This is a genomic window from Streptomyces sp. HUAS YS2, assembly GCF_033343995.1.
GTDB classification, from domain to species: domain Bacteria; phylum Actinomycetota; class Actinomycetes; order Streptomycetales; family Streptomycetaceae; genus Streptomyces; species Streptomyces solicathayae.
Genome location: NZ_CP137573.1, coordinates 7,516,589 through 7,540,702, shown reverse-complemented (window position 1 = coordinate 7,540,702; position 24,114 = coordinate 7,516,589). Strand labels below are relative to the sequence as shown.

Sequence of the window (24,114 nt, the reverse complement as noted above, 5' to 3'; positions counted from 1 at the left end):
AACACCGGAGAGGCGCGGACCTACGCTCCGGAAAGGTTGCGACCTCGGATACCGAACGGGATGTTGACAAAGCAAGCGCTCAGCTGACTGCATGGTCCAACCTCATTGCACCATCCGTCCGTTGGGAGGAACCTTGCACCTCCGCACCCGCCTGAAACACCTGCTTCTCGCCGGTTCCGCGCTGGCCACGGTCACGGCCTCGCTGCCCGCGGCGGCCGTGGCGGACTCCGGCGACCGGCAGGCCCGGCCGTCGGACCACGGTCTGTCGGCCGTCATCCGGTACACCGAGTACGGCATCCCGCACATCGTCGCCAAGGACTACGCGAACCTTGGCTTCGGCACCGGATGGGCACAGGCCGCCGACCAGATATGTACGCTGGCCGACGGGTTCCTGACCGTGAACGGCGAACGCTCCCGGTACTTCGGTCCGGACGGCGCGCCCGACGGTTCCCTCTCCTCCGCCACCCGCAACCTCTCCAGCGATCTGTACTTCCGCGGGGTACGGGAAGCGGGCACGGTCGAGGAGCTGTTGCGCACGCCCGCCCCGGCCGGTCCGAGCCGGCAGCTCAGGGAGCTGATGCGGGGCTGGGCAGCCGGCTACAACGCCTGGCTGAAGCAGAACCCGGTCACCGACCCGGCCTGCAAGGACGCCGCGTGGGTGCGTCCGGTGACCGAACTGGACGTGGCCCGACGGGGGTTCGCCGTCTCCGTGCTCGGCGGCCAGGGCCGCGGCGTCGACGGGATCACGGCGGCGCAGCCGTCGGCCGCGCCCGCGTCGGGTACCGGCGCCGCGCAGACACCCGACCCGGAGCGGGCGGCTGCGGCGGCCCGCGAGCTGTTCGCCGCCGACAACGCGGACATGGGCTCCAACGCCGTCGCGTTCCAGGGCGCCACGACCGCGAACGGCCGGGGACTGCTGCTCGGCAACCCGCACTACCCGTGGCAGGGCGGCCGCCGCTTCTGGCAGTCGCAGCAGACCATCCCCGGCGAGCTCAACGTGTCCGGCGCCTCGCTGCTCGGCACCACGGTCGTCAACATCGGCTTCAACGACAAGGTGGCGTGGAGCCACACCGTGGCCACCGGCGTCACCCTCAACCTGCACCAGCTCTCCCTCGACCCGGCCGATCCGACCGCGTACCTGGTCGACGGGAAGCCGGAGCGGATGACGAAGCGCACGGTCACCGTGCCGGTCAAGGGCGGCGAGAGCGTCACCCGTACCCAGTGGTGGACCCGGTACGGCCCCGTGGTCACCGGCCTCGGCGCGCAGCTCCCGCTGCCCTGGAGCAACACCACCGCGTACGCGCTGAACGACCCGAACGCCACCAACCTGCGCGGCTCGGACACCGCCCTCGGCTTCGGCAAGGCGCGCTCCACGCAGGACGTCCTCGACACGCTCCGACGCGTCCAGGGCCTGCCGTGGGTCAACACCGTCGCCGCCGACGCGGCCGGGCACACCCTGTTCACCCAGTCGCAGGTGCTCCCCCGGATCACCGACGAGCTGGCGCAGCGCTGCTCCACCCCGCTCGGCCGGGCCACCTACCCGGCCTCGGGCGTCGCCGTCCTGGACGGCTCGCGCACCGACTGCGCCCTCGGGTCCGACCCGGACGCGATCCAGCCGGGCGTCTTCGGTCCGGCGAGGATGCCGGTGCTGCGGGACGCGCCGTACGTGGAGAACTCCAACGACAGCGCCTGGCTGACCAACGCGGACCGGCCGCTCACCGGCTACGAGCGGGTCTTCGGCACGATCGGCACGCCCCGCTCGCTGCGCACCCGGGGCGGCGTCGAGGACGTCGCCGCGATGGCCGCGAGGGGCCGGCTGACCGTCGCCGACCTACAGCGGCAGCAGTTCGCTAACCGGGCGCCGGCCGGTGACCTGGCGGCGGCGGACGCGGCGCGGGCCTGCCCGTCGGTCCTGCCGGACGACCAGGAGGCGTGCCGGGTGATCGGCGCCTGGGACCGTACGGTGAACACCGACAGCCGGGGCGCGCTGCTCTTCGACCGCTTCTGGCGCAGGTTCGCGGGCTCGGTGCCGCTCACGGAGCAGTGGAAGGTGCCGTTCTCGGCGGCCGACCCGGTCCGGACCCCGCACACCCTCAACACCTCCTCCCCCGGCTTCGCCAAGGCCCTGACGGAGGCGGTGGCGGAGCTGCGCGCGGCCGGCATCGCGCTGGACACCCCGCTCGGCGCGCACCAGTTCGTGGTGCGGAACGGGGCGCGGATCCCGGTGAGCGGGGGCACGGAGGCGCTGGGCATCTGGAACAAGACCGAGCCGGTGTGGAACGCGGCCGCGGGCGGGTACGCGGAGGTGGCGCACGGCACCAGCCACGTCCAGGCGGTGGGCTGGGACGGCGGCCGGTGCCCGGTGGCCAGGACGCTGCTGAGCTACTCGCAGTCCTCGAACCCGAACTCGGCGCACTACAGCGACCAGACCGAGCTGTTCTCCGGCGAGCGCTGGGTGACGTCCCGGTTCTGCGAGCGGGACATCATGCGGTCCCCCGCGCTGAAGGTCGTCCGGGTCAGGGGCTGAACGAGAGGAAGACGAAGCCCGCGAAGATCGCGAGGTGGACGCCGCCCTGGAGCAGGGTGGCCCGTCCGGGTACGACGGTGAGGGCGCTGACCACGGCGGTGAGGACCAGCAGCACCATGTGGACGGCGCCCAGGCCGAGCACCAGCGGCCCGGAGAGCCACACCGAGGCGAGCGCGATCGCCGGAATCGTCAGGCCGATGCTGGCGATCGCGGAGCCGTAGGCCAGGTTGAGGCTGGTCTGCATCCGGTCGCGGCGCGCGGCGCGCACCGCTGCGAGCGTCTCGGGCAGCAGCACCATGAGGGCGATCACCACGCCGACGACGGCCTTGGGGAGTCCGGCGGACTCCACCGCGTCCTCGATGGTGGGCGAGACCAGCTTGGCCAGTCCGACCACCGCGACGAGGGCGAGGAGGAGGAGCCCGAGGCTCCACCATGTCTCGCTCCGGGTGGGCGGGGCGGCGTGCTCGCCGTCGGACTCGGGCTCGCCGCCGAGGCGTCTGACGGGCAGGAAGTAGTCGCGGTGCCGGACCGTCTGGACGGCGACGAACAATCCGTAGACGCAGAGCGAGGCCACGGCGGAGAAGGCCAGCTGGGCGGAGGAGAACTCCGGGCCCGGGTGGCTGGTGGTGAAGGTGGGCATGACCAGGGTCATCGTGGCCAGGGTGCAGACAGTGGCGAGCGCGCCGCCGGAGCCCTCCGCGTTGAACACGGCCACCCGGTTGCGCAGCGCCGCGACGAGCAGCGACAGGCCGACGATCCCGTTGCAGGTGATCATCACGGCCGCGAAGACGGTGTCCCGGGCGTACGTGGAGGTCTTCTCGCCGCCGCCCGCCATCAGGGTGACGATGAGTCCGACCTCGATGACCGTGACCGCGACCGCCAGCACGAGCGAGCCGAAGGGCTCGCCGACGCGGTGGGCGATGACCTCGGCGTGGTGGACGGCCGCGAGCACCGCGCCGAGGAGGCACAGCCCGATCACGGCGACCGCGAAGCCGGCCAGGTCCTGGCCCCATCCGACGCCGAGCGCGACACCGGCGACCACCGGTGCCCACGTGGTCCACTGTCGGGTCAGGCCCACCACACTCGAACTCATGATCACCATATTGCCACAAAGGGGATGTCTCCCCCTTTTACGGCCGTCAGCCCCTGCCGTCGAGCCGACCGTTCGCCTCCCCGAACACCCAGCGCTCGTTGCCGTCGACGAACTCGCGGGGGAAGCCGAGCCGGAACTCCGTCGCCTCCTCAAGGCGTTCGACGACCGAGGGCGGCAGGGTCACCTCCAGGGCGCCGAGGTTGTCCTTCAGCTGGTCGGCCGACCGGGCCCCGACGATCGGCACCACGGCCCGCGAGCGGGCCCGCGTCCAGGCCAGCGCGACCTGGGAGGGCGTCACCCCCAGCTCGTCGGCGGCCTGCTGCACGGCGCCGGCGACGGTGTGGTCCCGCTCGCTCAGCGAGTCCGCCGCGAGCCGGGTGCTCCCGCCGGGGCCGCCGGGACGGGTGTACTTGCCGGAGAGGATGCCACCGGCCAGCGGGCTCCAGGCGGTGACGGTCATGCCGTACGCCTCGGCCATCGGCAGCAGCTCGCGCTCGACGTCCCGCTGGAGCAGGCTGTACGGGACCTGGAGCCCGGCGAACGGCTGCCAGCCGCGCCACTCGGCAAGCGTGTTGGCCCGGCTGACCACCCAGGCGGGCGCGTCCGAGATCCCGACGTAGAGGATCTTCCCGGCCCGCACGGCGTCGTCGAGGGCGCGCATGGTCTCCTCGACGGGCGTGTGCCGGTCCCACATGTGGACCCAGTACACGTCGAGGTGGTCGGTGCGCAGCCTGCGCAGGCTGGTCTCGAGGGACAGCATGAGGTTCTTGCGGTGGTTGCCGCCACCGTTGGGGTCGCTCCCGTCCCGGGTGACGGAGTACTTGGTGGCGAGCACGAACCGGTCGCGGCGGCCCTCGAGCAGCTCGCCGAGGATCCGCTCGCTCTCGCCGCCGCGGTAGTTGACCGCGGTGTCGACGACGTTGCCGCCGGCGTCGTCGTAGAGGTCGAGGATGCGCCGGCACTCCTCGGGCGACGCGCCGACGCCGCCCTGCTCACCGAAGGTCATGGCGCCCAGCATCAGTTCGGAGACGCGTAATCCGGTGGTGCCGAAGAGTCGGTATCTCACAGCGTGAACTCACCTTCTCGGAAAGGGACTTCCGACTGTACGTGAGGGGCGGCGCGGGTCCGCCGGTGTCCGCCGCTCCGGTTCAGCCCTCCGCGAGCCCCGCCTCGTACGCGGCCAGGGTGTCGATGAAGAGCCCGCGCTCGGCGGCCGAGAGGGGTGCGAGCGCGGCCTGCCAGGCGGTCGCGCCGCGGCCGAGCCAGCCGTCGATGGACGCGCGGTGCGCCTCGGCGATGGACACGATCTTGCGGCGCCGGTCGGCCGGGTCCTCGGCGCGTTCCAGCACACCCTTCCTGGCGAGGTCGCCGACCATCAGGCTCACGGTGGTGGGCGCGACCTCCAGCCGGGCGGCGAGCTCGTTGACACCGAGCGGCCCGTCGAACAGCAGGTAGGCGAGCAGCGAGAGGTGCCGCGGCGCGAGGGACAGCGACTGGAGCTCCTCGGGGATCCGGATGCGCTTGACCCGGCCGACCATGCGCGGCATGAGCAGCAGCAGCGTACGCACGGCGTCGTCGACGTCGGGCCCGGCGGAGCCGCCGCGGCTCTCGTGAGCGGTTGACACCCTGCACCCTCCAATTTAGCTTTGCTTTCAAAGCAAATAGATCTGTCGGGATCGATGCTACTCGGAGGGCACAACCATGTCCGATTTCAATGCGCGGGTCATCGAGGAGTTCCGGGCCAACGGCGGCAGAGTGGGCGGGATGTTCGAGGGCGCGCAGTTACTTCTGCTCACCACGACCGGCGCGCGCAGCGGCCGCCCGCACACCAACCCGACTGTGTACGTACGGGACGGCGCGCGGCTCCTCGTCTTCGCCTCCAACGCGGGCGGACCGAAGCACCCCGCCTGGTTCCACAATCTGAGCGCCGACGCCCACGTGACCGTGGAGCTCGGCACGCCGGAGGGCTCCGTCGAGCGCTTCCCGGCGACGGCGGTGGTCACGGAGGGCGCGGAGCGCGACCGGTTGTACGCCGAACAGGCCGCGCGGGACCCGGCGTTCGGCGCCTACCAGGACGGCACCGACCGCGTCATACCGGTGGTCGCGCTGCACCGGGTGGACCTGTCGGACCCGGCGCGCCACCGGGCGATCGCCGCGCACCTCACGAAGGTCCACGACGAGCTGCGTGCCGAACTCGCCGCCGTCCGCGAGGGATTGGGCGCCTCTCGGACGATCGGCAGGCAGCTCGCCCGCCACTGCCTGTCGTTCTGCGGCGCACTGCACGCCCACCATCACAACGAGGACGGCGTCTTCGACCTCCTGGAGCGACAGTTCCCCGACCTGTCCGACGCCCTGGACCGGATGCGCCGCGAGCACGAGGTCGTCGCCCGCACGGTCGAGGAGCTGGAGGCCCTGCTGACCTCCGACGCCGCCCCGGACACCCTGAGGGCCGAGGTGGACCGGCTCGCCGCCCGCCTGGAGGAGCACTTCGCCTACGAGGAGACACAGTTGGTCCCGGCGCTCACCGGCGAGGAGCGGCGCGCCCGCTAGCTCCCCGTACGGCGGCCCGGCTCGACGCTCGGACACCGCCGGCGTACGGGCGGCCCGGCCGAGCACCGCCGCGAGGTCCTGCTCACCCGGGTGCCCGCTGCACATGCGTGTCCGGTCCACCCTTCCTACGATGACGGCAGACGTCTCGCCGCTCTTTCCGGCCCGACGGGAACGAGGGAACATGACGGCCGAGGATGCCGCGCCCGCCGGGCGACCCGTGGGGCTGAAGCCCGACGCGATCGGATTTGTCGACGCCCTGGTCATCGGGCTCAACTCCACCTCCCCCGCCTACTCCCTCGCGGCCATCATCGGCCCCGTCGTGGCACTCGTGGGGATCTACGCGCCGGGCGTGATGCTGGCGTCCTTCGTGCCGATGCTGCTGATCGCCTCGGCCTTCTACTACCTGAACCGGGTCGACCAGGACTGCGGCACGACCTTCTCCTGGGTCACCCGCGCCATGGGCCCCTGGGCCGGCTGGCTGGGCGGCTGGGCCATCGCGATGACCGGAGTCCTGGTCGTCGGCTCGCTCGCCGATGTGGCCGTGAGCTTCGCGCTGCTCGCCTTCGGCCTCGACAGCTGGGTGGACAACACTTTCGTACGCCAGTTGCTCACGGTGCTGCTCATCCTGGTGATGACGGCCGTGTGCGTCATCGGCACCGAGCTGTCGGCCCATGTTCAGAACGTGCTCATCCTGGCGCAGGTCGCCTGCCTGCTCGTCTTCGTGGCCGTGGCTCTGTACAAGGTCTACGACGGGACCAGCAAGTACGACGAGATCGATCCGGCCTTCAGCTGGCTGAACCCCTTCGGGGCGGGCGGTGCGGCGCTGACCGGGGGACTGCTCCTCGGCGTGTTCGCGTACTGGGGGTGGGAATCCGCGGTCAACCTGACCGAGGAGGTCGAGGACTCCGCGACCGCCCCGGGCAAGGCAGGGCTCTGGTCCACCGTCATCCTCCTGGTCAGCTACGTGTCCGTGGCCTTCGCGGTGGTGGCCTACGCGGGCCCGGCGTTCCTGGCCGAGAACGCCGACGAAGAGGAGTTCATCTTCGCCCAGCTCGCCACGGACGTGCTGGGCGGCTGGGACTGGGTGCTGCTGCTGGCGGTCTCCACGTCCGCCATCGCCTCCACCCAGACCACGATCATCCCCGCGTCGCGGACCGCACTGTCCATGGCCCGCCGCCGTGCGCTGCCCGAGCACTACGCCCACATCAGCCCGCGCCACCGCACCCCGGACGTGAGTACGTGGTGGGTCGCCGGCATCGCCATCGCCTGGTACCTCGTGGTCAGCCGGATCAGCGACAACGCCCTCTTCGACTCGCTGACCGCGCTGTCGCTGCTGATCTCCTTCTACTACGCGCTCACCGGCCTGGCCTGCGTCGTCTACTACCGCCGTCATCTCCTGGAGAGCGTGCACAACTTCCTGCTGATCGGCGTCGGGCCGCTGGTCGGCGCAGGTCTGCTGACCTGGCTGCTGGTGCGGTCGGTCATGGACATGTCCGACCCGGAGAACTCGTACAGCGGCACCTCGTGGTTCGGCCTCGGACCCCCTCTCGTCATCGGCATCAGCATCTCGCTCGCCGGCGTCCTGGCCATGTTCGCGCGACGCCTGTGGGCGCCGGCGTTCTGGCAGGAGCGCCCCGGCGTGGCCGACCCCGACCTCGTCCCCGGCCACTCCCACGGCCACGGCCACGGCCACGAGTCCTGAGGTGTCGGCCGTCCGGGAACGAGAGCTGCGGAACGCCGTCCCGGCACCGGCTAGAGCGGGCGGTCGTGGCCCTCCCAGTACGGGTCGCGCAGCCGGCGCTTGTAGAGCTTGCCGTTGGGGTCGCGGGGCATCGTCGCGATGAAGTCGAGGCTCCGTGGGCGCTTGTAGCCGGCGAGGCGGGCCTCGCAGTGCGCCAGGATCTCGGCGGCGAGCGCGTCGCCCGGCTCGTGCCCCTCCGCGGGTTCGACGACGGCCTTGACCTCCTCGCCCCAGTCGGCGTGCGGGATGCCGAAGGCGGCGGCGTCGGCGACGGCAGGGTGGGCGAGGAGGGCGGCCTCTATCTCGGCGGGGTAGATGTTGACGCCGCCCGAGATGATCATGTCGATCTTGCGGTCGCGGAGGAACAGGTAGCCGTCCTCGTCGAGGACGCCGAGGTCACCGACCGTGAAGAAGTCGCCGATGCGGTTCTTCGCGGTCTTCGCCTCGTCCTTGTGGTAGGCGAAACCGCCGGTCGACATCTTCATGTAGACGGTGCCGAGTTCGCCCGGTGCGAGCCGGTTGCCGTCGTCGTCGAAGACCGCGAGCTCGCTGATCGGCCAGGCCTTGCCGACCGTGCCGGGCTTCTTCAGCCAGTCCTCGGCGGTCGCGAACGCGCCGCCGCCCTCGCTGGCCGCGTAGTACTCCTCGACGCAGTGACCCCACCACTCGATCATCGCGCGCTTGACGTGGTCGGGGCAGGGCGCCGCCCCGTGGATGGCGTGCCGCATCGACGAGACGTCGTACCGGGCGCGCACCTCCTCGGACAGCGAGAGCAGCCGGTGGAACTGGGTCGGGACCATGTGGGTGTGCGTGCAGGCGTGCGCGTCGATGAGTCGCAGCATCTCCTCGGGTGTCCACTTGTCCATGAGGACCAGCGGGTGCCCGATGTGCAGCGACGCGGCGGCGAACTGCAGCACGGCCGTGTGGTAGAGCGGCGAGCAGACCAGGTGGACGTTGCCGTCGAAGGGCCGGATGCCGAAGATGCCGAGGAAGCCGCCGAGGTAGGTCTCCTCGGGGAGCTTGCCGGGCAGCGGGCGGCGGATGCCGCGCGGCCGGCCGGTGGTGCCCGAGGTGTAGTTCATGACCCAGCCGAGCGTGCGCCCGTCCGGCGCGGACTCCGGCTGACCGTCGAGGAGCTCGGCGTACGGGCGGAAGCCGGGCACGTCGCCGACGCCGTACCGGTGGGTCACGGGCAGTCCGGCCTCGTCGGCCGCGGCGGTCGCCGCGTCGGCGAACCGCTCGTGCGCGAGCAGCACCTTGGCGCCCGAGTCGGCGACGATCCAGGCGATCTCGGGGCCCACCAGGTGGTGGTTGACGGGCACCAGGTAGAACCCGGCCTGGGTGGCGGCGAGATACGCGGTGAGGAACTCGACGCCGTTGGGCAGGACGACGGCGAAGACGTCACCGCGTTCCAGACCGGCCGCGCGCAGACCGTGGACGAGGCGGTTGGCGTCGGCGTGCAGCCGTCCGGCGGACCACTCCTCGCCGTCGGGCGCGATCAGCACGGTCCGCTCGGGGTCGGCGGCGGCCTGCGCCCAGAACCCTCCCCCAGACTTCGTCCGGGGGGACCCCCAGGGCTTGTCGCTCACTGCCCGCTCCTTCCGGCGATGCGGTTGATACGGTCGACGGCCTTCTCGAAGCCCCGGGTGAGCTCGTCGAAGATCTGCTGGACGCTGCGCTCGGAGTTCATCCGGCCGACGATCTGGCCGACGGGTGTGCCGAGCAGCGGCGCCACCTCGTACTTCTGGATCCGGGAGACCGCCTCGGCGACGAGCAGGCCCTGCAGCGGCATGGGCAGGGTTCCGGGGCCGGCCGGGTCGTCCCAGGCGTCGGTCCACTCGGTGCGCAGCTGGCGGGCGGGCTTGCCGGTCAGGGCGCGGGAGCGGACGGTGTCGCCGGAGCCGGCCGCGAGCAGTTTGGCGGTCAGCGCACGGGAGTGGAGGTCGGCCTCGGTGGCGGTGAGCCAGAGGGAGCCGAGCCAGACGCCCTGCGCGCCGAGGGCGAGCCCGGCGGCGATCTGCTCGCCGCTGCCGATGCCGCCGGCGGCGAGGACGGGCAGCGGGGCGACGGCCTCGGCGACCTCGGGGGTGAGGACCATGGAGGCGATCTCGCCGGTGTGGCCGCCGGCCTCGTAGCCCTGGGCGACGACGACGTCGATGCCGGCCTCGGCGTGGTGCCGGGCGTGCCGGGCGCTGCCGGCCAGCGCGGCGACGAGCACGCCGTGGTCGTGGGCCCGGGCGACGACGTCGGCGGGCGGCGAGCCGAGGGCGTTGGCGAGAAGTTTGATCGGGTAGTCGAAGGCGACGTCGAGCTGGTTGCGGGCGACCTGCTCCATCCAGCCGGTGATCCGCCAGCCGGAGGCCTCGCCCTCGGCGAGTTCGGGTACGCCGTGCTTGGCGAGGGTCTCGCGGACGAACTCCCGGTGCCCCTCGGGGATCATGGCCTCGACGTCGGCCTCGCTCACCCCCTCCACCTTCTTGGCGGGCATCACGACGTCGAGGCCGTAGGGGAGGCCGTCGGTGTGCTCCTGCATCCAGTCGAGGTCGCGGGCGAGGTCGTCGGGGGCCGTGTAGCGGACGGCGCCGAGGACGCCGAATCCGCCGGCTCTGGTGATGGCGGCTGCCACCGCGGGGAAGGGCGTGAAGCCGAAGATGGCGTGCTCGATCCCCAGTTTTTGGCTCAGCTCCGTCTTCATGAGCGGCAGGATGCCGCAGCGACTCGGCCGAGGGAAGAGCTTTTCTGATGCAGCGTCAGATTCTTTGCCGTGCCGCCCGCTTCCTTGACGCCCCGCCGGCCCGGTAAGAAAGTTTCAGTCGCTACGGGTGTGACCGAAGGTTTCTTTCAACGATGCGTGGGAGGGTAGGGGATGACGGAGGATTCGGCAGGCCGGGGAGTCAGCCGCCGGGCTTTCGGCGGCGGGCTGCTCGCTCTGGGAGGTGCGGTGATGGTCGGCTCGATCCCGGGGGCGGCCGCGAGCCCGGGGCCGCGGGAGCACGCCGCGCCGGACGCCGGCGGGAGTCGGCGCACCACCCTGCGCCGCGGCTCCGCCGAGCGGGCCGGGCTGCTGCCCGCGTACCTCGACCAGCTGGTCACCGACGCCGAGGCGTTCCTCGGCCCCTCCCCCAAGCACCCCTGGTACGCGGGCGCGGTGCTGCTCGCCGGGCGCGGCGGCACCGTCGCGCTGCACCGGCCGATCGGCAGCGCGGTGCGCTACTCGGCGTACGACGAGAAGACCGACACCGGCGTCGAACTCCCGCCGGAGCGACGCATCGCGATGGCCGAGGACACGGTGTTCGACCTGGCCTCCGTCTCCAAGCTCTTCACCTCGATCCTGGCGGTCCAGCAGATCGAGCGCGGTGTGCTGGTGCTGGAGGAGCGGGTCGCGGCGTACCTGCCGGAGTTCGGCGGCGGCGGGAAGCAGGACGTCACGGTACGTCAGCTGCTCACCCACACCTCCGGGTTCCGCGCCTGGATCCCGCTCTACAAGGAGCCCACCCGGGAGGGGAAGCTGCGGCTGCTGTGGAACGAGGCGCCGGCGAGCCCTCCCGGGACGAAGTACCTCTACTCCGACCTGAACCTGATCTCGCTCCAGCTGATCCTGGAGGAGATCACCGGCCGCGCTCTGGACACCCTGCTCCGGGACGAGATCACCGCTCCGCTCGGGATGCACCGCACGCGCTTCAACCCGCCGGCCTCCTGGCGGCCGAAGATCGCTGCCACCGAGGACGCCCGGCTGCCCTGGTCCGGCCTGGACCGCGGCATGGTCCACGGCGAGGTCCACGACGAGAACGCGTACAGCCTCGGCGGTGTCGCCGGGCACGCGGGCGTCTTCTCCTGCGCCTGGGACCTCGCCGTACTCGCCCGCACCCTCCTCAACGGCGGGGCGTACGGCGCCGCCCGCATCCTCTCGGCCGAGTCGGTCGCGCTGATGTTCACCGACTTCAACACCGCGTTCCCGGGTGACGAGCACGGCCTCGGCTTCGAGCTCAACCAGCACTGGTACATGGGTGCCATGGCCACCCCGCACACGGCCGGGCACACCGGCTTCACCGGCACCAGCCTCGTCCTCGACCCGACCACGGACTCGTTCCTCGTCGTGCTCGGCAACTCCGTCCACCCGGTGCGCACCTGGCGCTCCGGCTCCGCGCCCCGGGTCGCGACGGCGAACGCCCTGGCCCGCGCCGTCCCCGTCCGCCCGGCGCGCGGGGGGACCGCCTGGTTCGCAGGGATGGCGAGCGCCGCGACCGCCACGCTCACGCTGCCCGCGGTGAAGGGCGCGGCGCGCATGGAGTGCGGGCTGTGGTGGGACACCGAACCGGGCGCGGACGCCGCGTTCCTGGAGGCCTCGGCGGACGACGGCGCGACCTGGACGGCGGTGCCGTTCGCCACCGCACGAGCGGGCGGACCGCCCGTGGAACGTCCGGGCGGTTCGGTCGGCGGCTGGTCGGGCCGGGTCTGGCACACGGCGACGGCCGACCTGTCGGCCTGGGCCCCCTCCGCCGTCCGCCTGCGCTGGCGCTACACGACCGACCAGCGCTACGTGGGGCGCGGGGTGTACGTGGAGCGGCCGCGCGTCGTCGACGCCGCGGACCGCCCGCTCTTCGACGACGCCCGGCCGTCGGACGCGGCGCGGATCGAGGCGACGGGCTGGGAGGCGTCGGCCGACTGAGGCGCGCGGGCCCTCAGTCCGCCTCCAGTTCGGACAGGAAGCCCTCCACGACCTGGCGGTAGTGCTCCGGTTCCTCGATCGAGGGGAGGTGGGCGCTCTTCTCGAAGAGCACCCACTCGGCACCCCGGACGCCCTCGACGAGGGGCCGGACGACGGTCTCGGTCGTGAGGTCGTACCGGCCGGAGGTCACGAGCACCGGCAGGTCCAGCTCGCCCAGCCGGTCCGTGACGTCCCAGTCCTTCAGGTTCCCGTTGACGTTCCACTCCGGACCCCACATGGTCGCGTAGATGTCCTCGCGCCAGGCCCCGAACGCGCGCAGCAGGTGCGGGGGCCACGGGTCGAGGCGACACGCCCACCGCCGGTAGTAGGCCATGGTGGCCTCCTGGTAGGCCGCCTCCTCGACGGTGCCGTCCCCCGACTCGTACCGGTCGATGATCTCCTGGGTCTCCGCGGGCAGCGACGCCTTGAGCCGGCGCGCCTCCGCCGCGTAGGCGGGCGCGCTCACGATGGGCCCGGCCAGGATCGCGGTGACCACCCCGGACGGCCTGCCCAGCAGGTACTCGAGCGCCACCTGGCTGCCCCAGGAGTGACCGAGGATGTGGACCGGGTCGAGTCCGAGCGCCTCGCGGACGGCGGCGACCTCGTCGACGAACGTGTCCATCACCCACAGGGCCGGAGCGTCCTGGTGCGTGGACCGGCCGCAGCCGAACTGGTCGTAGAAGACGACCGGGCGCCCACCCTCCTCGGCCAGCACGGCCAGGTCCTGCATGTAGTCATGGGGAAGGCCCGGTCCGCCGTTCACCACGAGCAGCGGCAGCCTCCTGTCCCGGCGGCCGAGATCCCCCACGACCTGGTACCAGGTCCGGAAACCGCGGAACGGCACGTACCCCTCGGTGACGGCCATGGCGCACCTCCTGGTGGGATCGCACCCCCTTCCATCATGGGTGCGGCAGGCCCTCAGGCGCGCGGCTCCGCGGCCGCGCGGAGGGCGGCGAGGACGGGGGCGATCAGGGGGTGGTCCTCGGAGCCGCGGCGAACGGCGGCGAAGACGCGGCGGGTGGGGGCGACGCCGTCCACGGGCCGGATCACCACGCCGGCGAGGTCGGTCCCGCGCAGTGCGGAGCGCGGGACGAGCGCCACACCGGCGTCCGCCGCGGCAAGGGCGACGACAGCCCGGAAGTCGTCCGACGAGTGGTCGAGCCGTGGCTCGAAGCCGGCGTACTCGCAGGCCAGGACGGTCACGTCGTGGCAGGGGTTGCCCGCGGACTGGCCGATCCAGGGGTCCTTCGCCAGGTCGGCCAGGGCCACCCGCTCGCCGTCCGCCAGCCGGTGGGTGAGCGGCAGGACCGCGTCGAACGGCTCCGCGTACAGCGGCAGCCGGGTGAGCCGGGCGTCGTCCTCGCCGGGTGCGCCGCGGTACTCGACCGCGACCGCGACGTCGACCTGCCGGTCCAGGACCATCAGCAGGCTCGCGTCGCCCTCCGCGTCCCGGACCCGGACCCGGATGCCGGGTGAGGTGCGGGCCAGCTCGGAGATCGCCGGGGCGACGACCAGGCCGATGCCGGTGGCGAAGGCCGCCACCGTGACCGTGCCGGCCTCGCCGGAGCCGTACGCGGCGAGCTCGGACTCGGCGCGCTCCAGCTGGGCGAGCACGGCGTTGGCGTGGCTCAGCAGGATCTCCCCTGCCGGGGTGAGCCGGGCCCCGCGCGCGCTGCGCTCGACGAGCCGGTGCCCGGTCTCCTGCTCCAGCGCGGCGAGCTGCTGGGACACCGCGGAGGGCGTCAGATACAGCGCGGCGGCCGCCGCCGTCACGGTGCGGTGGTCGGCCACCGCCCGGAGGATGTGCAGCCGCCGCGCTTCGATCATGTCTCCAGTCTCGCAGGCCGCGAGACCTGCTCCCGACGTCGGAGTTCCCTACGTCAGCCCTGCAGTTCCGCGCGGGCGGCGACGAAGGCGTCGACGGCGCGGTTCACGTCCTCGGTGGAGTGCGCGGCCGAGAGCTGGACGCGGATGCGCGCCTGGCCCTGCGGGACGACAGGGTACGAGAAGCCGATCACGTACACGCCGCGCTCCAGGAGCAGCTCGGCCATCCGCCCGGCCTCGGCGGCGTCGCCGATCATGACGGGGGCGATCGCGTGGTCGCCGGGGAGGATGTCGAAGCCCTCCTCGGTCATGCGGGAGCGGAACAGCGCGGTGTTCGCGTTGAGCCGCTCGCGCAGGTCACCGGCCGACTCCAGCAGGTCCAGGACCTTGAGGGAGGCCGCGGCGATCACCGGGGCGAGGGTGTTGGAGAACAGGTACGGACGCGAGCGCTGGCGCAGCAGGGCGACGATCTCGGCGCGGGCCGCCACGTAGCCGCCGGACGCACCGCCGAGGGCCTTGCCGAGGGTGCCGGTGATGATGTCGACGCGGTCCATCACGCCGTGCAGCTCGGGGGTGCCGCGGCCGCCGGGGCCGACGAAGCCGACGGCGTGCGAGTCGTCGACCATGACCATGGCGTCGTAGCGCTCGGCCAGGTCGCAGATCTCGGCGAGCGGGGCGACGTAGCCGTCCATCGAGAACACGCCGTCGGTGACGATCAGCTTGCGCCGGGCGCCGCCCTCACCGGCCTCCTTGAGCTGCCGCTCCAGGTCGGCCATGTCGCGGTTGGCGTAGCGGAAGCGGCGGGCCTTGGAGAGTCGGATGCCGTCGATGATCGAGGCGTGGTTGAGGGCGTCGGAGATGACGGCGTCCTCGGGGCCGAGGATCGTCTCGAACACGCCGCCGTTGGCGTCGAAGCAGGAGGAGTAGAGGATCGTGTCCTCCTGGCCGAGGAAGTTCGAGATCCGGGCCTCGAGCTCCTTGTGCACCTCCTGCGTGCCGCAGATGAAGCGGACCGAGGCCATGCCGTAGCCCCAGCGGTCCAGCGCCTCGTGGGCGGCGGCGATGACCTCGGGGTGGTCGGCGAGGCCGAGGTAGTTGTTGGCGCAGAAGTTGAGCACCTCGCCGGGGCGGCCGCCGGCGGTGACGGCGACGGTGGCGGACTGCGGGGTGCCGATGACGCGCTCGGGCTTGTGGAGCCCGGCGGCGCGGATCTCGTCGAGGGTGGTACGGAGGTCGTCACGTACGGAGTCGAACATGGTGGGTTCCTTGGAGGAGATCGGACGAGAGGGGCCGGACAGGGGGATCAGACGGTCCAGTCGAGGATGACCTTGCCGCCCTTGCCGGACGCGGCGTCGTCGAAGGCCGCCTCGAAGTCGGTGCAGGCGTAGCGGCCGGTGATGACGGGGGCGAGGTCGAGGCCGCCCTCCAGGAGGACCGACATCGCGTACCAGGTCTCGAACATCTCGCGGCCGTAGATGCCCTTGATCGTGATCATCGAGGTGACGATCTTCGCCCAGTCGACGGCGAAGTCCTCGGCGGGCAGACCGAGCATCGCGATCTTGCCGCCGTTGGTCATGTTGGCGACCATGTCACGCATCGCGCGCGGGTTGCCGGACATCTCCAGCCCGACGTCGAAGCCCTCCTTGAGACCGAGGATGCGCTGGCCGTCGGCGATCGACTGTTCGGCGACGTTGAGCGCGAGCGAGACGCCGGCCTTGCGGGCCAGGTCCAGACGCTCCTCGCTGACGTCGGTGATCACGACGTGCCGGGCGCCGGCGTGCTTGGCGACGGCGGCGGCCATGATGCCGATCGGGCCCGCGCCGGTGACCAGCACGTCCTCACCGACGAGCGGGAAGGACAGCGCGGTGTGCACGGCGTTGCCGAAGGGGTCGAAGATCGCGGCGATGTCCAGGTCGACGGGGACGCGGTGCACCCACACGTTGGAGGCGGGGAGCACGACGTACTCGGCGAACGCGCCGTCCCGGCCGACGCCGAGGCCGATGGTGGCGCGGCAGAGGTGGCGGCGGCCGGCCAGACAGTTGCGGCACTTGCCGCAGACGAGGTGGCCCTCGCCGCTGACCCGGTCGCCGACGTTGATGTCGACGACGTCCTTGCCGACCTCGACGACCTCGCCGACGAACTCGTGACCGAGCGTCAGCGGCGTGGCGATGGTCTTCTGCGCCCAGCCGTCCCAGGAGCGGATGTGCAGGTCGGTGCCGCAGATACCGGTCCGCAGGACCTTGATGAGCACGTCACCCGGGCCGGCCTCCGGCTCCGGCACGTCCGTGAGCCAGAGTCCCGGCTCCGCCTTCAGCTTGACCAGCGCCTTCAATGCAATGGCTCCTGTTGTGCGAGTCCCTGTGAGAGAAGGGGTCCGGCGCGGCTGCGCGCTCAAGATCCCTGGAAGAAATCTCCCTCACGTCGGGCTCCCGGTCCATCGAGGTTTTCTTAAGCGCGGCCCAAGCTGGGCTTCACGCCCCAGGCGAGCGGGTACGGAGCGTCAACCGAACGGGCGCGTCCGTCAGCGTCCGGGCACCGCCGTCACAGGGTCGCGGGCGGGGCGACACTCCTCCCGCAACGGGACCACCTGTCTCATAAATCGTCGCATCAAATGTCTCAGTCTTTTTGAGACAGTCCGAGACGGCGGTAGACGGTGGCCCGGGAGACACCGAGTTCCCGGGCGATCTCGGCGGCACCTCGCCCGGACGCGTGCAGGCTCCGGGCCCGTTCGGTCATGGCGTCGTCCATCAGGGCGGGCCGGCCGCGCGAGGGCGATGCGGGGCGGGGCGCGTCGGCACCGAGGAGGCGATGGACCCCAGAGAGCACCTCGGCGCGGAGTTCGGCGACGGGAGCGTCGGCGAAGAGCACCACCGGGTCGCCGAGCACGGCGATGGTCTGGGCGGCGCGCACCTGGCCCGCGAAGTCCGGGTCCGGGCCCGCGACCAGGGCGTTCGCCCGGAGCATCGCCGACTTGAAGCGGTCGAAGACCAGACTGGGGGCGGCCAGGGCCAGGTCCTGGAGGTTGAGCCGGAGAAGATCGCGGTGACGCAGCCAGACGTCCAGCATGGCCTCCACGGCCGCCCACGGGACCCGTTCGGGCGCGGCCCCGGCGGCCCCGTCGAGCGCCGCTTCCAGGTCGTCGAGCATCGGCTGGGCCAGGGCGCCGAGGATGTCTGCCTTCTCCGGGAAGTGGTAGAGCACGGCCGCCTTGGTGACGCCCACCAGGTCGGCGATCTCACGCACCGAGGTCGCATGATAGCCGCGGGCGGTGAACCGCTCGTCGGCCGCGCGCAGGATGCGCGCCCGGGTGTCGCCGTCGTCCGGCCCGACCGCCTTCGTCTCGCTCATGCGGGCCACCCTATCCGCTTGCCTGACCGATGGACAGGGAGCTACGGTCTTCACTGACCGACGGTCAGGGGTCCACTTCGGTGCGGCACGGCCGTGACCACGCATGCACGACGAACGAGGGGTGGGTCTCATGACCGGGAAGACGGTTCTGATCTCCGGGGCGGGCATCGCCGGTCCGGTTCTCGCGCACCGACTGGCGGAGCACGGCTTCCGTCCGACGGTCGTCGAATGGGCGGCGACGCCGCGGTCCAGCGGCAGTCCGGTGGACGTGGCGGGACCGGCGCTGGAGATCGCGGAGCGGATGGGGGTGCTGCCCCGGCTGCGCGAGGCCGCCACCCGGGTGAGCCGGCTCCGCCTGCTCGACGCGGCGGGCCGTCCGGTCACCACGCTGCCGGCGCAGGCTCTGCAGAGCGGCGGAGGATCGGTCGAGATCCCGCGCGGCGACCTCGCCGAGCTCCTGTACGAAGCCGCCCGCGACCGCGCCGAGTTCGTCTTCGGCGACTCGATCGAGACGCTCGTCCAGGACGGGGACGGCGTCGATGTGACCTTCCGCACCGGCGCGCCGCGCCGCTTCGACCTGGTCGTCGGCGCCGACGGCCTGCACTCCACGGTGCGCCGGCTCGCCTTCGGCCCGGAGACGGAGTTCGTGCACCACATCGGGCTGTACGTCGCCACGCTCCCGCTGGACGAACCGACCGCCGATCCCCGGACCGTCGACCTGTACAACGCGCCCGGCCGGCTCGTCGCCGTCCACCCGGTCCGCGGCAGTTCTCTGGCGTTCTTCGCCTACCGCGGCCCCGCCGTACCGGACTTCTCGCCCCGGGACCTCGCCCTGCACCGGGACCTGCTGACCGCCGCCTACGCGGACACCGCGGGCTGGCGGGTGCCGGAACTCCTCGACCGGACCCGGACCGGGGCGGACCTCTGGTTCGACGCGGTGAGCCAGGTCCGCATCCCGCGCTGGTCGCGCGGGCGGGTGACCCTGGTGGGGGACGCGGCGTCGTCCGTGTCGCTGTTCGGGGACGGCAGTTCGCTGGCCATGACCGGGGCGCACACGCTCGCCGCGCGTCTCGGCGCGACGCCCGAAGACCACGCCGCCGCGTTCGCCGCGTACGAGGCCCGGCATCGCGCGCTGGTGGACCCCAAGCAGCGGAACGTCCACCGAGTCGCGTCCCTGCTGGTCCCCGCGACCCGCGGCGGGGTGGCGGTCCGGAACTTCGGGGCCCGGCTCTGGGCGGCCGGCTCGGCGCTCCGTACCTCCCGGGCCGTGGCCGCCTGAGACAGGCCACGTCAGCCCGTCGGGCTGCCCTGCCGGCGTCGCAGGTCGGCGACGCGCCGGTAGAGGTCGACGGCCTCGGCGTGCCGGCCGAGCTGCTCCAGGCAGTGGGCCTCGTCGTTGCGGCTGGCCAGGGCGTCGGGGTGGGCCTGGCCGAGGACCCGGTCGCGGGCCTCGGCGACCTGGCGGTACGCGGAGAGCGCGTCGGCCCAGCGGCCGAGCCAGCCCAGGCCGACCGCGACCTCCCGGCGGGACACCAGCGTGTCGGGGTGGTCGGCCCCGAGCACCCGCTCGCGCAGGACGCACACGTCCCGGGACTCCTCCAGGGCCTCCTCCCAGCGTGCCAGCCGGCCCAGATTCACGCCGAGGCCGTGCCGCGCGCGCAGGGTCTCCGGATGCGCGGGGCCGTTCACCCGCGTCCGCGCGGCCACCAGGTCGCGGTACAACTCCAGTGCCTCCCCGCTGCGCCCGAGGCGGCCCAGACAGATGCCGACCTCGTACCGCGCGGCGAGGGTGTCCGCGTGGTCGGCGCCGAACACCGCGCCGCGTGCCGCCGCGACCTCGCGGTACGTGTGCAGCGCGTCCGCCCAGCGGCCCAGCTGCCCGAGCGTGAAGGCGACCTCGTAGCGGGTGACGAGGGTGTCGGGGTGCGTCGCGCCGAGCAGCCGGGCGCGGGCGTCGGCGACCTCCTGGGCCGTGCGGTACGACTCGTCCAGGCGACCGAGGCGGCCCAGGTTGAAGGCGAGGTTGTGGCGGCAGCGCAGCGTGTCGGGGTGGTCGGGCCCCATGGTCCGCTCGCGGGACGCGAGCACCGCCGCGTACACCTGGTGCGCCTCGGCGTACCGGCCGAGCCGGCCAAGAACGTACGCGGTCTCCTGGCGGGCGGCGAGCGTGTCCGCGTGGTCGGGGCCGAGCGTCCGCTCGCGGCCGTCGGCGACGCGGGCGAACTCGCGCAGCGCGTCATCGGCGCGGCCGGTCCGGCTGAGGGTGAAGCCGACCTCGTAGCGGCTGGTGAGCGTGTCGGGGTGGTCGGCGCCGAGGGCCCGCTCGCGGTCCTCCGCGACGGCCCGGTGCACCTCGCCGGCCTCGTCCCAGCGGCCGAGCCGGCCGAGGCTGAGTCCCGCGTTGTGCCGGCTCGCCAGCACGGACAGCAGCTCCGGCGGCGGCGTGGGGCGCTCGACGCGGGCCGCGCCCGGCAGCTGGACCGGCGGCGGCATGCCCGGGGAGGTCCATTCGCCGGTGAGGCCGGCGGTGGGGTCGTACGGCGTCGGGCGCGGCGCGGCCAGCGTGCCCCCGGCGGCCTTGTGACCGGTGGTCATGCCGCGTGTCCAGTCGGGGAGCCGGGGCTCGTGGGGCGCGTGGCCCGGCGCCGGCTGTGGACGGACGCGCGACGGAGTGGCGGAGTGGACGTGCGCGATCGGGTGCGGGGCCTGGTTCGGGTACGGGTGTGTGCCCTGGTGCGCGTGCGGGTGCGGGTGTGCGCCCTGGTGCGCGTGCGGGTCGACGAGGACCGGGCCGGAGCGGGCCGCGGCGATCCGGCCGCACAGCTCGGACGCGTCCCCGGGCCTGCCCTCGGGGGTCTTGGCGAGCAGGTCGAGGACCATCCGCTCCAGGAACGCGGGCAGTTCGGCCCGGTGCTCGCGCAGCGGGACGGGCGGGGTGTCACGGTGGCCGACCAGCACCGCCCAGGCGTCGTCGAGGTCGAACGGCGGGACGCCGGTGGCGATCTCGTAGAGGACGCAGCCGAGCGAGTACAGGTCGCTGCGGTGGTCCACCTCGGACCCGCTGATCTGCTCCGGCGACATGTAGTGGGGGGTTCCCATCGCGATGCCGGTGCCGGTGAGGCGGGAGGTGAACCCGATGTCGGCGCCGAGGCGGGCGATCCCGAAGTCGCAGATCTTCACGGCGCCGTCGGTGAGCCGCATGATGTTCGCGGGCTTCAGGTCGCGGTGCACGATGCCCTGGCGGTGGGTGTACGCGAGGGCGTCGGCGACCTGTTCGGCGATGTCGACGACGTCGGCGACGGGCAGCGGGGCCTGCTTGTTCTGCTCCAGGAGCTGGCTGAGGTTCTGCCCCTCCAGGAGTTCCATGACCAGGTAGAGCACCCCGTCCGACTCGCCGAAGTCGTGCACGACGGTGACGCCGCGGTGCTGGAGGGAGGCCGCGACCCGGGCCTCGCGCCGGAAGCGCTCGCGCAGCACCTTGACGAAGTTGTCGTCGCCGCGGGCGTGCTGCGGCCCGAGCGGCTTGAGGCACTTGACGGCGACGCTGCGGCCGAGCGCCTCGTCGGTCGCGCGCCACACCTCGCCCATGCCGCCACGCCCGATCTGTTCGAGCAGCCGGTACCGGCTCTGGATCAGCCTGGTCTCCGCCATCGCGTGCTGTCGCCCCCGTCGCTAAGCTGCTGCGCCCTCCCCGGCCCGTCCAGTATGGCCGCCTGCCTGTGCAGTTTGAACGGGGCGGGCCGCGTGGCGGGCCCGAGTCGCGCCATCGCGTTCAAGATGTGACCGGGCGGCAACCTCCAGCGGAGCCGGGCGGGGATGCTGCGGAGCGCGTTCGCCGTGGCGACGAGCCGGTGGGTGACGGTCTCGGGCGGCGGCGCGGGACGGCCGTACAACTCGTGGGCGTACGGCGGCAGCGTGTCGTACGCGAGGGCCGCGACGTGCCGCCAGATCACCGCGCGGGCGGGGACGAGCAGCGGCGGGATCGGGGGCCGGCGCAGGAAGTCGTCGACGACGCGCGCGTCCTCGCCGGCGGCGAGCTCGGGGCGCACGGCGACGAAGTACGCGTCGAGTTCGTCCGTGTCGGCCGGCGTCCGGTCCGGGTCGAGGCCGACGAGCCGGGCGGAGGTGCGGTGTTCGTCGACGTACCGGTCGGCCTGGGCGTCCGTCAGCGGGATGCCGGAACGGCGGGCGACGTTCAGGTACGAGTCGATCTCGGCGCAGTGCACCCAGAGCAGCAGCTCCGGGTCGTCGACGCCGAGCAGCCGGTGGATCTTGCGGACGCGGGCCCCGGCCGCCTCCGCGGCGTCGGCGGTGCCGTAGCTGATGGTGCCGACGAAGTTCGCGGTGCGCAGCAGGCGGCCCCAGGCGTCCTTCCTGAAGTCACTGTTGATCATCACGCCCCGGACGGCACGGGGGTGCAGGGCCTGGAGGTAGAGGGCGCGGACCCCGGCGATCCACATGACCGGGTCGCCGTGGAGCTGCCAGGTCACGGAGTCGGGGCCGAAGAGGCCGGGGTCTGCGGCGCGGGGCGCCGTCGCTTCGGGGTTCACGTCGGGCTCCTTCCCGCCCGGGGCGGGTCCGGAACCGGCGCACGGCCGAGGAACCCTGGAAACGAGTAGTTCGCTTCGCGAATTTCTGCGTGCGAAATGTTAGCGTGGCCGGGTGGGAAAGCATGGAGACGACGACCGTATGGCCATGGCGACCGCTCTGGTGCGGACCGCGTTCCTCGTCAACGCCGCCTACGCCGAGTCCGCCCGCCAGCACGAACTCACTCCACAGCAGGGCCAGTTGCTCTGCGCACTGATGGCCCGACCGTACGGCATGGGCGAGTTGGGCGCGGTACTGCGCCTCGCCAAGTCGAGCCTGACCGGACTCGTGGACCGCAGCGAGCGCAACGGACTGGTCCGCCGCGAGCAGGACGCCGACGACCTGCGCGCCGTGCGCGTCGCATTGACACCCCAAGGCACCGCCCTGGCCGAGGAGTTCTACGGCGGCACATGCCGGCGGATCGAGCGACTGCCGTCGACCCTCGGTGCGGCCGAGCGGGCCACGCTCGTCGCGCTGCTCGGCCGCGTCGTGCGCGACAACGAGGCCCCCGCGCGCTTCACGGAGCCGAACGAGGGTTGCAGTTCGTGACGCGAACTAATATGGTTCGTGACACGAACTGCAACTCTTTGTCTGTGGGGAGCACCAACATGAGTCGTACAGTCGCAGTCATCGGTGGGGGTTACGGCGGGGCCGCGGTCGCCAAGGCGCTGGACTCCGAGGCCGATGTCGTCCTGATCGATCCGCGGGACGCGTTCGTCAACGTGGCCGGTTCGCTCCGGGCCCTGGCCCGGCCGGACTGGGCGGACAACGCGTTCTTCCCGTTCGACACCCTGCTCGCCCGGGGCGAGGTGATCCGCGACCGCGCCGTCTCGGTGGACCCCGAGGGCGTCACCCTCGCCTCCGGGCGCCGCGTCGACGCGGACTATCTGGTCCTGGCCACCGGCTCCAGCTACAGCTACCCGGCCAATCCCGCGTCGGACGCCACCGCCGAGGCGCTGGACGACCTCCGCCGGAGCCACAAGGAGCTGGACGGCGCGGAGCGGGTGCTGATCCTCGGGGCCGGGCCGGTGGGTCTGGAACTCGCGGGCGAGATCCGGGAGGTCTGGCCGAACAAGGAGATCACGGTGGTGGACCCGGCGGAGCAGCTGCTGCCCGGCTTCGAGCCGGAGCTTCGGGACGACCTGCACCGCCAGCTGGACGCGCAGGAAGTCCGGCTGCGCCTCGGCACCCGCCTGACCGTCCCGCCGGCCACCGAGCCGGGCCGGGCCGGGACCTTCACGGTCGCCACCGGGAACGGCGACGAGATCACCGCCGACATCTGGTTCCGCGCCCACGGGCTGCGGATCAACAGCGACTTCCTCGCCGACGGCCGCCTCACCACCCGCACCGAGCAGGGCCAGGTCCCGGTCACCGGGACGCTGCGCGTCCGCGGCCACGACCACGTGTACGCGGTCGGCGACCTCACCGACCTCGCCGAGGCGAAGATGGCCGGGTACGCGATGCAGCACGCCGAGGTCGTGGCACGGAACATCGCCGCGCAGCTGCGCGGCGAGACGCCCGAGGCGGTCTACGAGCCCGCGACCGACCCGATGATCCTGCTGCCGCTCGGCACCCGGGGCGGCGTCGGCCAGCTGCCCTCCCCCGACGGCCCGAACGTCGTCACGTCCGACACGGTCTCCGCTTACAAGGGCGGCGACCTGTTCACCGGCCGCTTCGCCGAGATGTTCGGCACCGCCGGCTCCTGAGTGCTCCGGTGAACCGAGGACCGCTGTGAA

General features: G+C 72.5%; 19 protein-coding genes. 7 read left to right on the top strand and 12 right to left on the bottom strand.

All coding sequences use genetic code 11. The features are described from left to right. Window positions 1-133 precede the first annotated feature (133 nt). Window positions 134-2,527 (top strand): penicillin acylase family protein, encoded by a 2,394-nt coding sequence (locus R2D22_RS34425; protein WP_318110153.1) that lies wholly within the window; start codon window positions 134-136, stop codon window positions 2,525-2,527. Here R2D22_RS34425 and R2D22_RS34420 read toward each other — a convergent pair. The 3 genes from R2D22_RS34420 to R2D22_RS34410 all read right to left on the bottom strand — a co-directional run bounded on the left by R2D22_RS34420 (window position 2,517) and on the right by R2D22_RS34410 (window position 5,167). Next, window positions 2,517-3,620 (bottom strand): calcium:cation antiporter, encoded by a 1,104-nt coding sequence (locus tag R2D22_RS34420; RefSeq protein WP_318109130.1) that lies wholly within the window; start codon window positions 3,618-3,620, stop codon window positions 2,517-2,519. The genes R2D22_RS34425 and R2D22_RS34420 overlap by 11 nt on opposite strands. A gap of 46 nt (window positions 3,621-3,666) precedes the next feature. After that, complete coding sequence (locus R2D22_RS34415) at window positions 3,667-4,686, bottom strand: aldo/keto reductase (protein ID WP_318109129.1); 1,020 nt, start codon at window positions 4,684-4,686, stop codon at window positions 3,667-3,669. 82 nt (window positions 4,687-4,768) lie between these two features. Continuing rightward, on the bottom strand, window positions 4,769-5,167 hold the full coding sequence (locus tag R2D22_RS34410) for a MarR family winged helix-turn-helix transcriptional regulator (protein WP_318110152.1): 399 nt from the start codon (window positions 5,165-5,167) through the stop codon (window positions 4,769-4,771). Between the two features lie 154 nt (window positions 5,168-5,321). On the opposite strand from R2D22_RS34410, the gene R2D22_RS34405 reads away from it, so the two are divergent. Next, on the top strand, window positions 5,322-6,170 hold the full coding sequence (locus R2D22_RS34405) for a nitroreductase/quinone reductase family protein (RefSeq protein ID WP_318109128.1): 849 nt from the start codon (window positions 5,322-5,324) through the stop codon (window positions 6,168-6,170). Window positions 6,171-6,351: 181 nt separating this feature from the next. Beyond that, window positions 6,352-7,872: an APC family permease gene (locus R2D22_RS34400; RefSeq protein ID WP_318109127.1), complete on the top strand. Its 1,521-nt coding sequence runs from the start codon at window positions 6,352-6,354 to the stop codon at window positions 7,870-7,872. A 50-nt stretch (window positions 7,873-7,922) separates the two neighbouring features. Here R2D22_RS34400 and R2D22_RS34395 read toward each other — a convergent pair whose 3' ends face one another. Both R2D22_RS34395 and R2D22_RS34390 read right to left on the bottom strand, forming a co-directional pair. Then, complete coding sequence (locus tag R2D22_RS34395) at window positions 7,923-9,500, bottom strand: acyl-CoA synthetase (protein ID WP_318109126.1); 1,578 nt, start codon at window positions 9,498-9,500, stop codon at window positions 7,923-7,925. After that, the gene (locus R2D22_RS34390) at window positions 9,497-10,606 is read right to left on the bottom strand and encodes an NAD(P)H-dependent flavin oxidoreductase (protein WP_318109125.1); all 1,110 of its coding nucleotides are present in this window, start codon (window positions 10,604-10,606) and stop codon (window positions 9,497-9,499) included. Before R2D22_RS34390 ends, R2D22_RS34395 begins: the two co-directional genes overlap by 4 nt. A 171-nt stretch (window positions 10,607-10,777) precedes the next feature. Here R2D22_RS34390 and R2D22_RS34385 point away from each other — a divergent pair, with 171 nt between their 5' ends. Beyond that, on the top strand, window positions 10,778-12,580 hold the full coding sequence (locus tag R2D22_RS34385) for a serine hydrolase domain-containing protein (RefSeq protein WP_318109124.1): 1,803 nt from the start codon (window positions 10,778-10,780) through the stop codon (window positions 12,578-12,580). 13 nt (window positions 12,581-12,593) lie between these two features. Here the strand turns inward: R2D22_RS34385 and R2D22_RS34380 are convergent, their stop codons facing one another. The 5 genes from R2D22_RS34380 to R2D22_RS34360 form a co-directional block, all read right to left on the bottom strand. Next, complete coding sequence (locus R2D22_RS34380; RefSeq protein ID WP_318109123.1) at window positions 12,594-13,484, bottom strand: proline iminopeptidase-family hydrolase; 891 nt, start codon at window positions 13,482-13,484, stop codon at window positions 12,594-12,596. 53 nt (window positions 13,485-13,537) lie between these two features. Then, complete coding sequence (locus R2D22_RS34375) at window positions 13,538-14,446, bottom strand: LysR family transcriptional regulator (protein WP_318109122.1); 909 nt, start codon at window positions 14,444-14,446, stop codon at window positions 13,538-13,540. A gap of 53 nt (window positions 14,447-14,499) precedes the next feature. After that, a complete protein-coding gene (locus tag R2D22_RS34370) occupies window positions 14,500-15,699 on the bottom strand; it encodes a glycine C-acetyltransferase (RefSeq protein WP_318109121.1) in 1,200 nt (399 codons plus the stop codon). 47 nt (window positions 15,700-15,746) lie between these two features. Beyond that, on the bottom strand, window positions 15,747-16,775 hold the full coding sequence (gene tdh, locus R2D22_RS34365) for an L-threonine 3-dehydrogenase (RefSeq protein WP_318109119.1): 1,029 nt from the start codon (window positions 16,773-16,775) through the stop codon (window positions 15,747-15,749). Window positions 16,776-17,059: 284 nt separating this feature from the next. Then, on the bottom strand, window positions 17,060-17,791 hold the full coding sequence (locus R2D22_RS34360) for a TetR family transcriptional regulator (RefSeq protein WP_318109117.1): 732 nt from the start codon (window positions 17,789-17,791) through the stop codon (window positions 17,060-17,062). 130 nt (window positions 17,792-17,921) lie between these two features. On the opposite strand from R2D22_RS34360, the gene R2D22_RS34355 reads away from it, so the two are divergent. Then, window positions 17,922-19,070 (top strand): FAD-dependent monooxygenase, encoded by a 1,149-nt coding sequence (locus tag R2D22_RS34355; protein ID WP_318109116.1) that lies wholly within the window; start codon window positions 17,922-17,924, stop codon window positions 19,068-19,070. An 11-nt stretch (window positions 19,071-19,081) separates the two neighbouring features. Here R2D22_RS34355 and R2D22_RS34350 read toward each other — a convergent pair whose 3' ends face one another. Both R2D22_RS34350 and R2D22_RS34345 read right to left on the bottom strand, forming a co-directional pair. Beyond that, complete coding sequence (locus tag R2D22_RS34350) at window positions 19,082-21,442, bottom strand: serine/threonine-protein kinase (RefSeq protein WP_318109114.1); 2,361 nt, start codon at window positions 21,440-21,442, stop codon at window positions 19,082-19,084. After that, a complete protein-coding gene (locus R2D22_RS34345) occupies window positions 21,424-22,341 on the bottom strand; it encodes an oxygenase MpaB family protein (RefSeq protein ID WP_318109113.1) in 918 nt (305 codons plus the stop codon). The genes R2D22_RS34350 and R2D22_RS34345 overlap by 19 nt, the downstream gene beginning before the upstream one ends. Before the next feature lie 139 nt (window positions 22,342-22,480). Between R2D22_RS34345 and R2D22_RS34340 the strand changes: the two genes are divergently transcribed. Together R2D22_RS34340 and R2D22_RS34335 are read left to right on the top strand one after the other, a co-directional pair. Then, window positions 22,481-22,927 (top strand): MarR family winged helix-turn-helix transcriptional regulator, encoded by a 447-nt coding sequence (locus R2D22_RS34340; RefSeq protein ID WP_318110150.1) that lies wholly within the window; start codon window positions 22,481-22,483, stop codon window positions 22,925-22,927. Window positions 22,928-22,986: 59 nt separating this feature from the next. Then, complete coding sequence (locus R2D22_RS34335) at window positions 22,987-24,084, top strand: NAD(P)/FAD-dependent oxidoreductase (protein WP_318109111.1); 1,098 nt, start codon at window positions 22,987-22,989, stop codon at window positions 24,082-24,084. Window positions 24,085-24,114 lie beyond the last annotated feature (30 nt).

Excerpts from the sequence above, each read along its gene's own strand:
- R2D22_RS34350 (WP_318109114.1), bottom strand. The coding sequence starts at position 21,442 with ATGGCGGAGACCAGGCTGATCCAGAGCCGGTACCGGCTGCTCGAACAG.
- R2D22_RS34385 (WP_318109124.1), top strand. The coding sequence starts at position 10,778 with ATGACGGAGGATTCGGCAGGCCGGGGAGTCAGCCGCCGGGCTTTCGGC.
- R2D22_RS34335 (WP_318109111.1), top strand. The coding sequence starts at position 22,987 with ATGAGTCGTACAGTCGCAGTCATCGGTGGGGGTTACGGCGGGGCCGCG.
- R2D22_RS34420 (WP_318109130.1), bottom strand. The coding sequence starts at position 3,620 with ATGAGTTCGAGTGTGGTGGGCCTGACCCGACAGTGGACCACGTGGGCA.
- R2D22_RS34390 (WP_318109125.1), bottom strand. The coding sequence starts at position 10,606 with ATGAAGACGGAGCTGAGCCAAAAACTGGGGATCGAGCACGCCATCTTC.
- R2D22_RS34355 (WP_318109116.1), top strand. The coding sequence starts at position 17,922 with ATGACCGGGAAGACGGTTCTGATCTCCGGGGCGGGCATCGCCGGTCCG.
- R2D22_RS34375 (WP_318109122.1), bottom strand. The coding sequence starts at position 14,446 with ATGATCGAAGCGCGGCGGCTGCACATCCTCCGGGCGGTGGCCGACCAC.
- R2D22_RS34400 (WP_318109127.1), top strand. The coding sequence starts at position 6,352 with ATGACGGCCGAGGATGCCGCGCCCGCCGGGCGACCCGTGGGGCTGAAG.
- R2D22_RS34370 (WP_318109121.1), bottom strand. The coding sequence starts at position 15,699 with ATGTTCGACTCCGTACGTGACGACCTCCGTACCACCCTCGACGAGATC.
- R2D22_RS34410 (WP_318110152.1), bottom strand. The coding sequence starts at position 5,167 with ATGCCGCGCATGGTCGGCCGGGTCAAGCGCATCCGGATCCCCGAGGAG.
- R2D22_RS34340 (WP_318110150.1), top strand. The coding sequence starts at position 22,481 with ATGGCCATGGCGACCGCTCTGGTGCGGACCGCGTTCCTCGTCAACGCC.
- R2D22_RS34360 (WP_318109117.1), bottom strand. The coding sequence starts at position 17,791 with ATGAGCGAGACGAAGGCGGTCGGGCCGGACGACGGCGACACCCGGGCG.
- R2D22_RS34380 (WP_318109123.1), bottom strand. The coding sequence starts at position 13,484 with ATGGCCGTCACCGAGGGGTACGTGCCGTTCCGCGGTTTCCGGACCTGG.
- R2D22_RS34405 (WP_318109128.1), top strand. The coding sequence starts at position 5,322 with ATGTCCGATTTCAATGCGCGGGTCATCGAGGAGTTCCGGGCCAACGGC.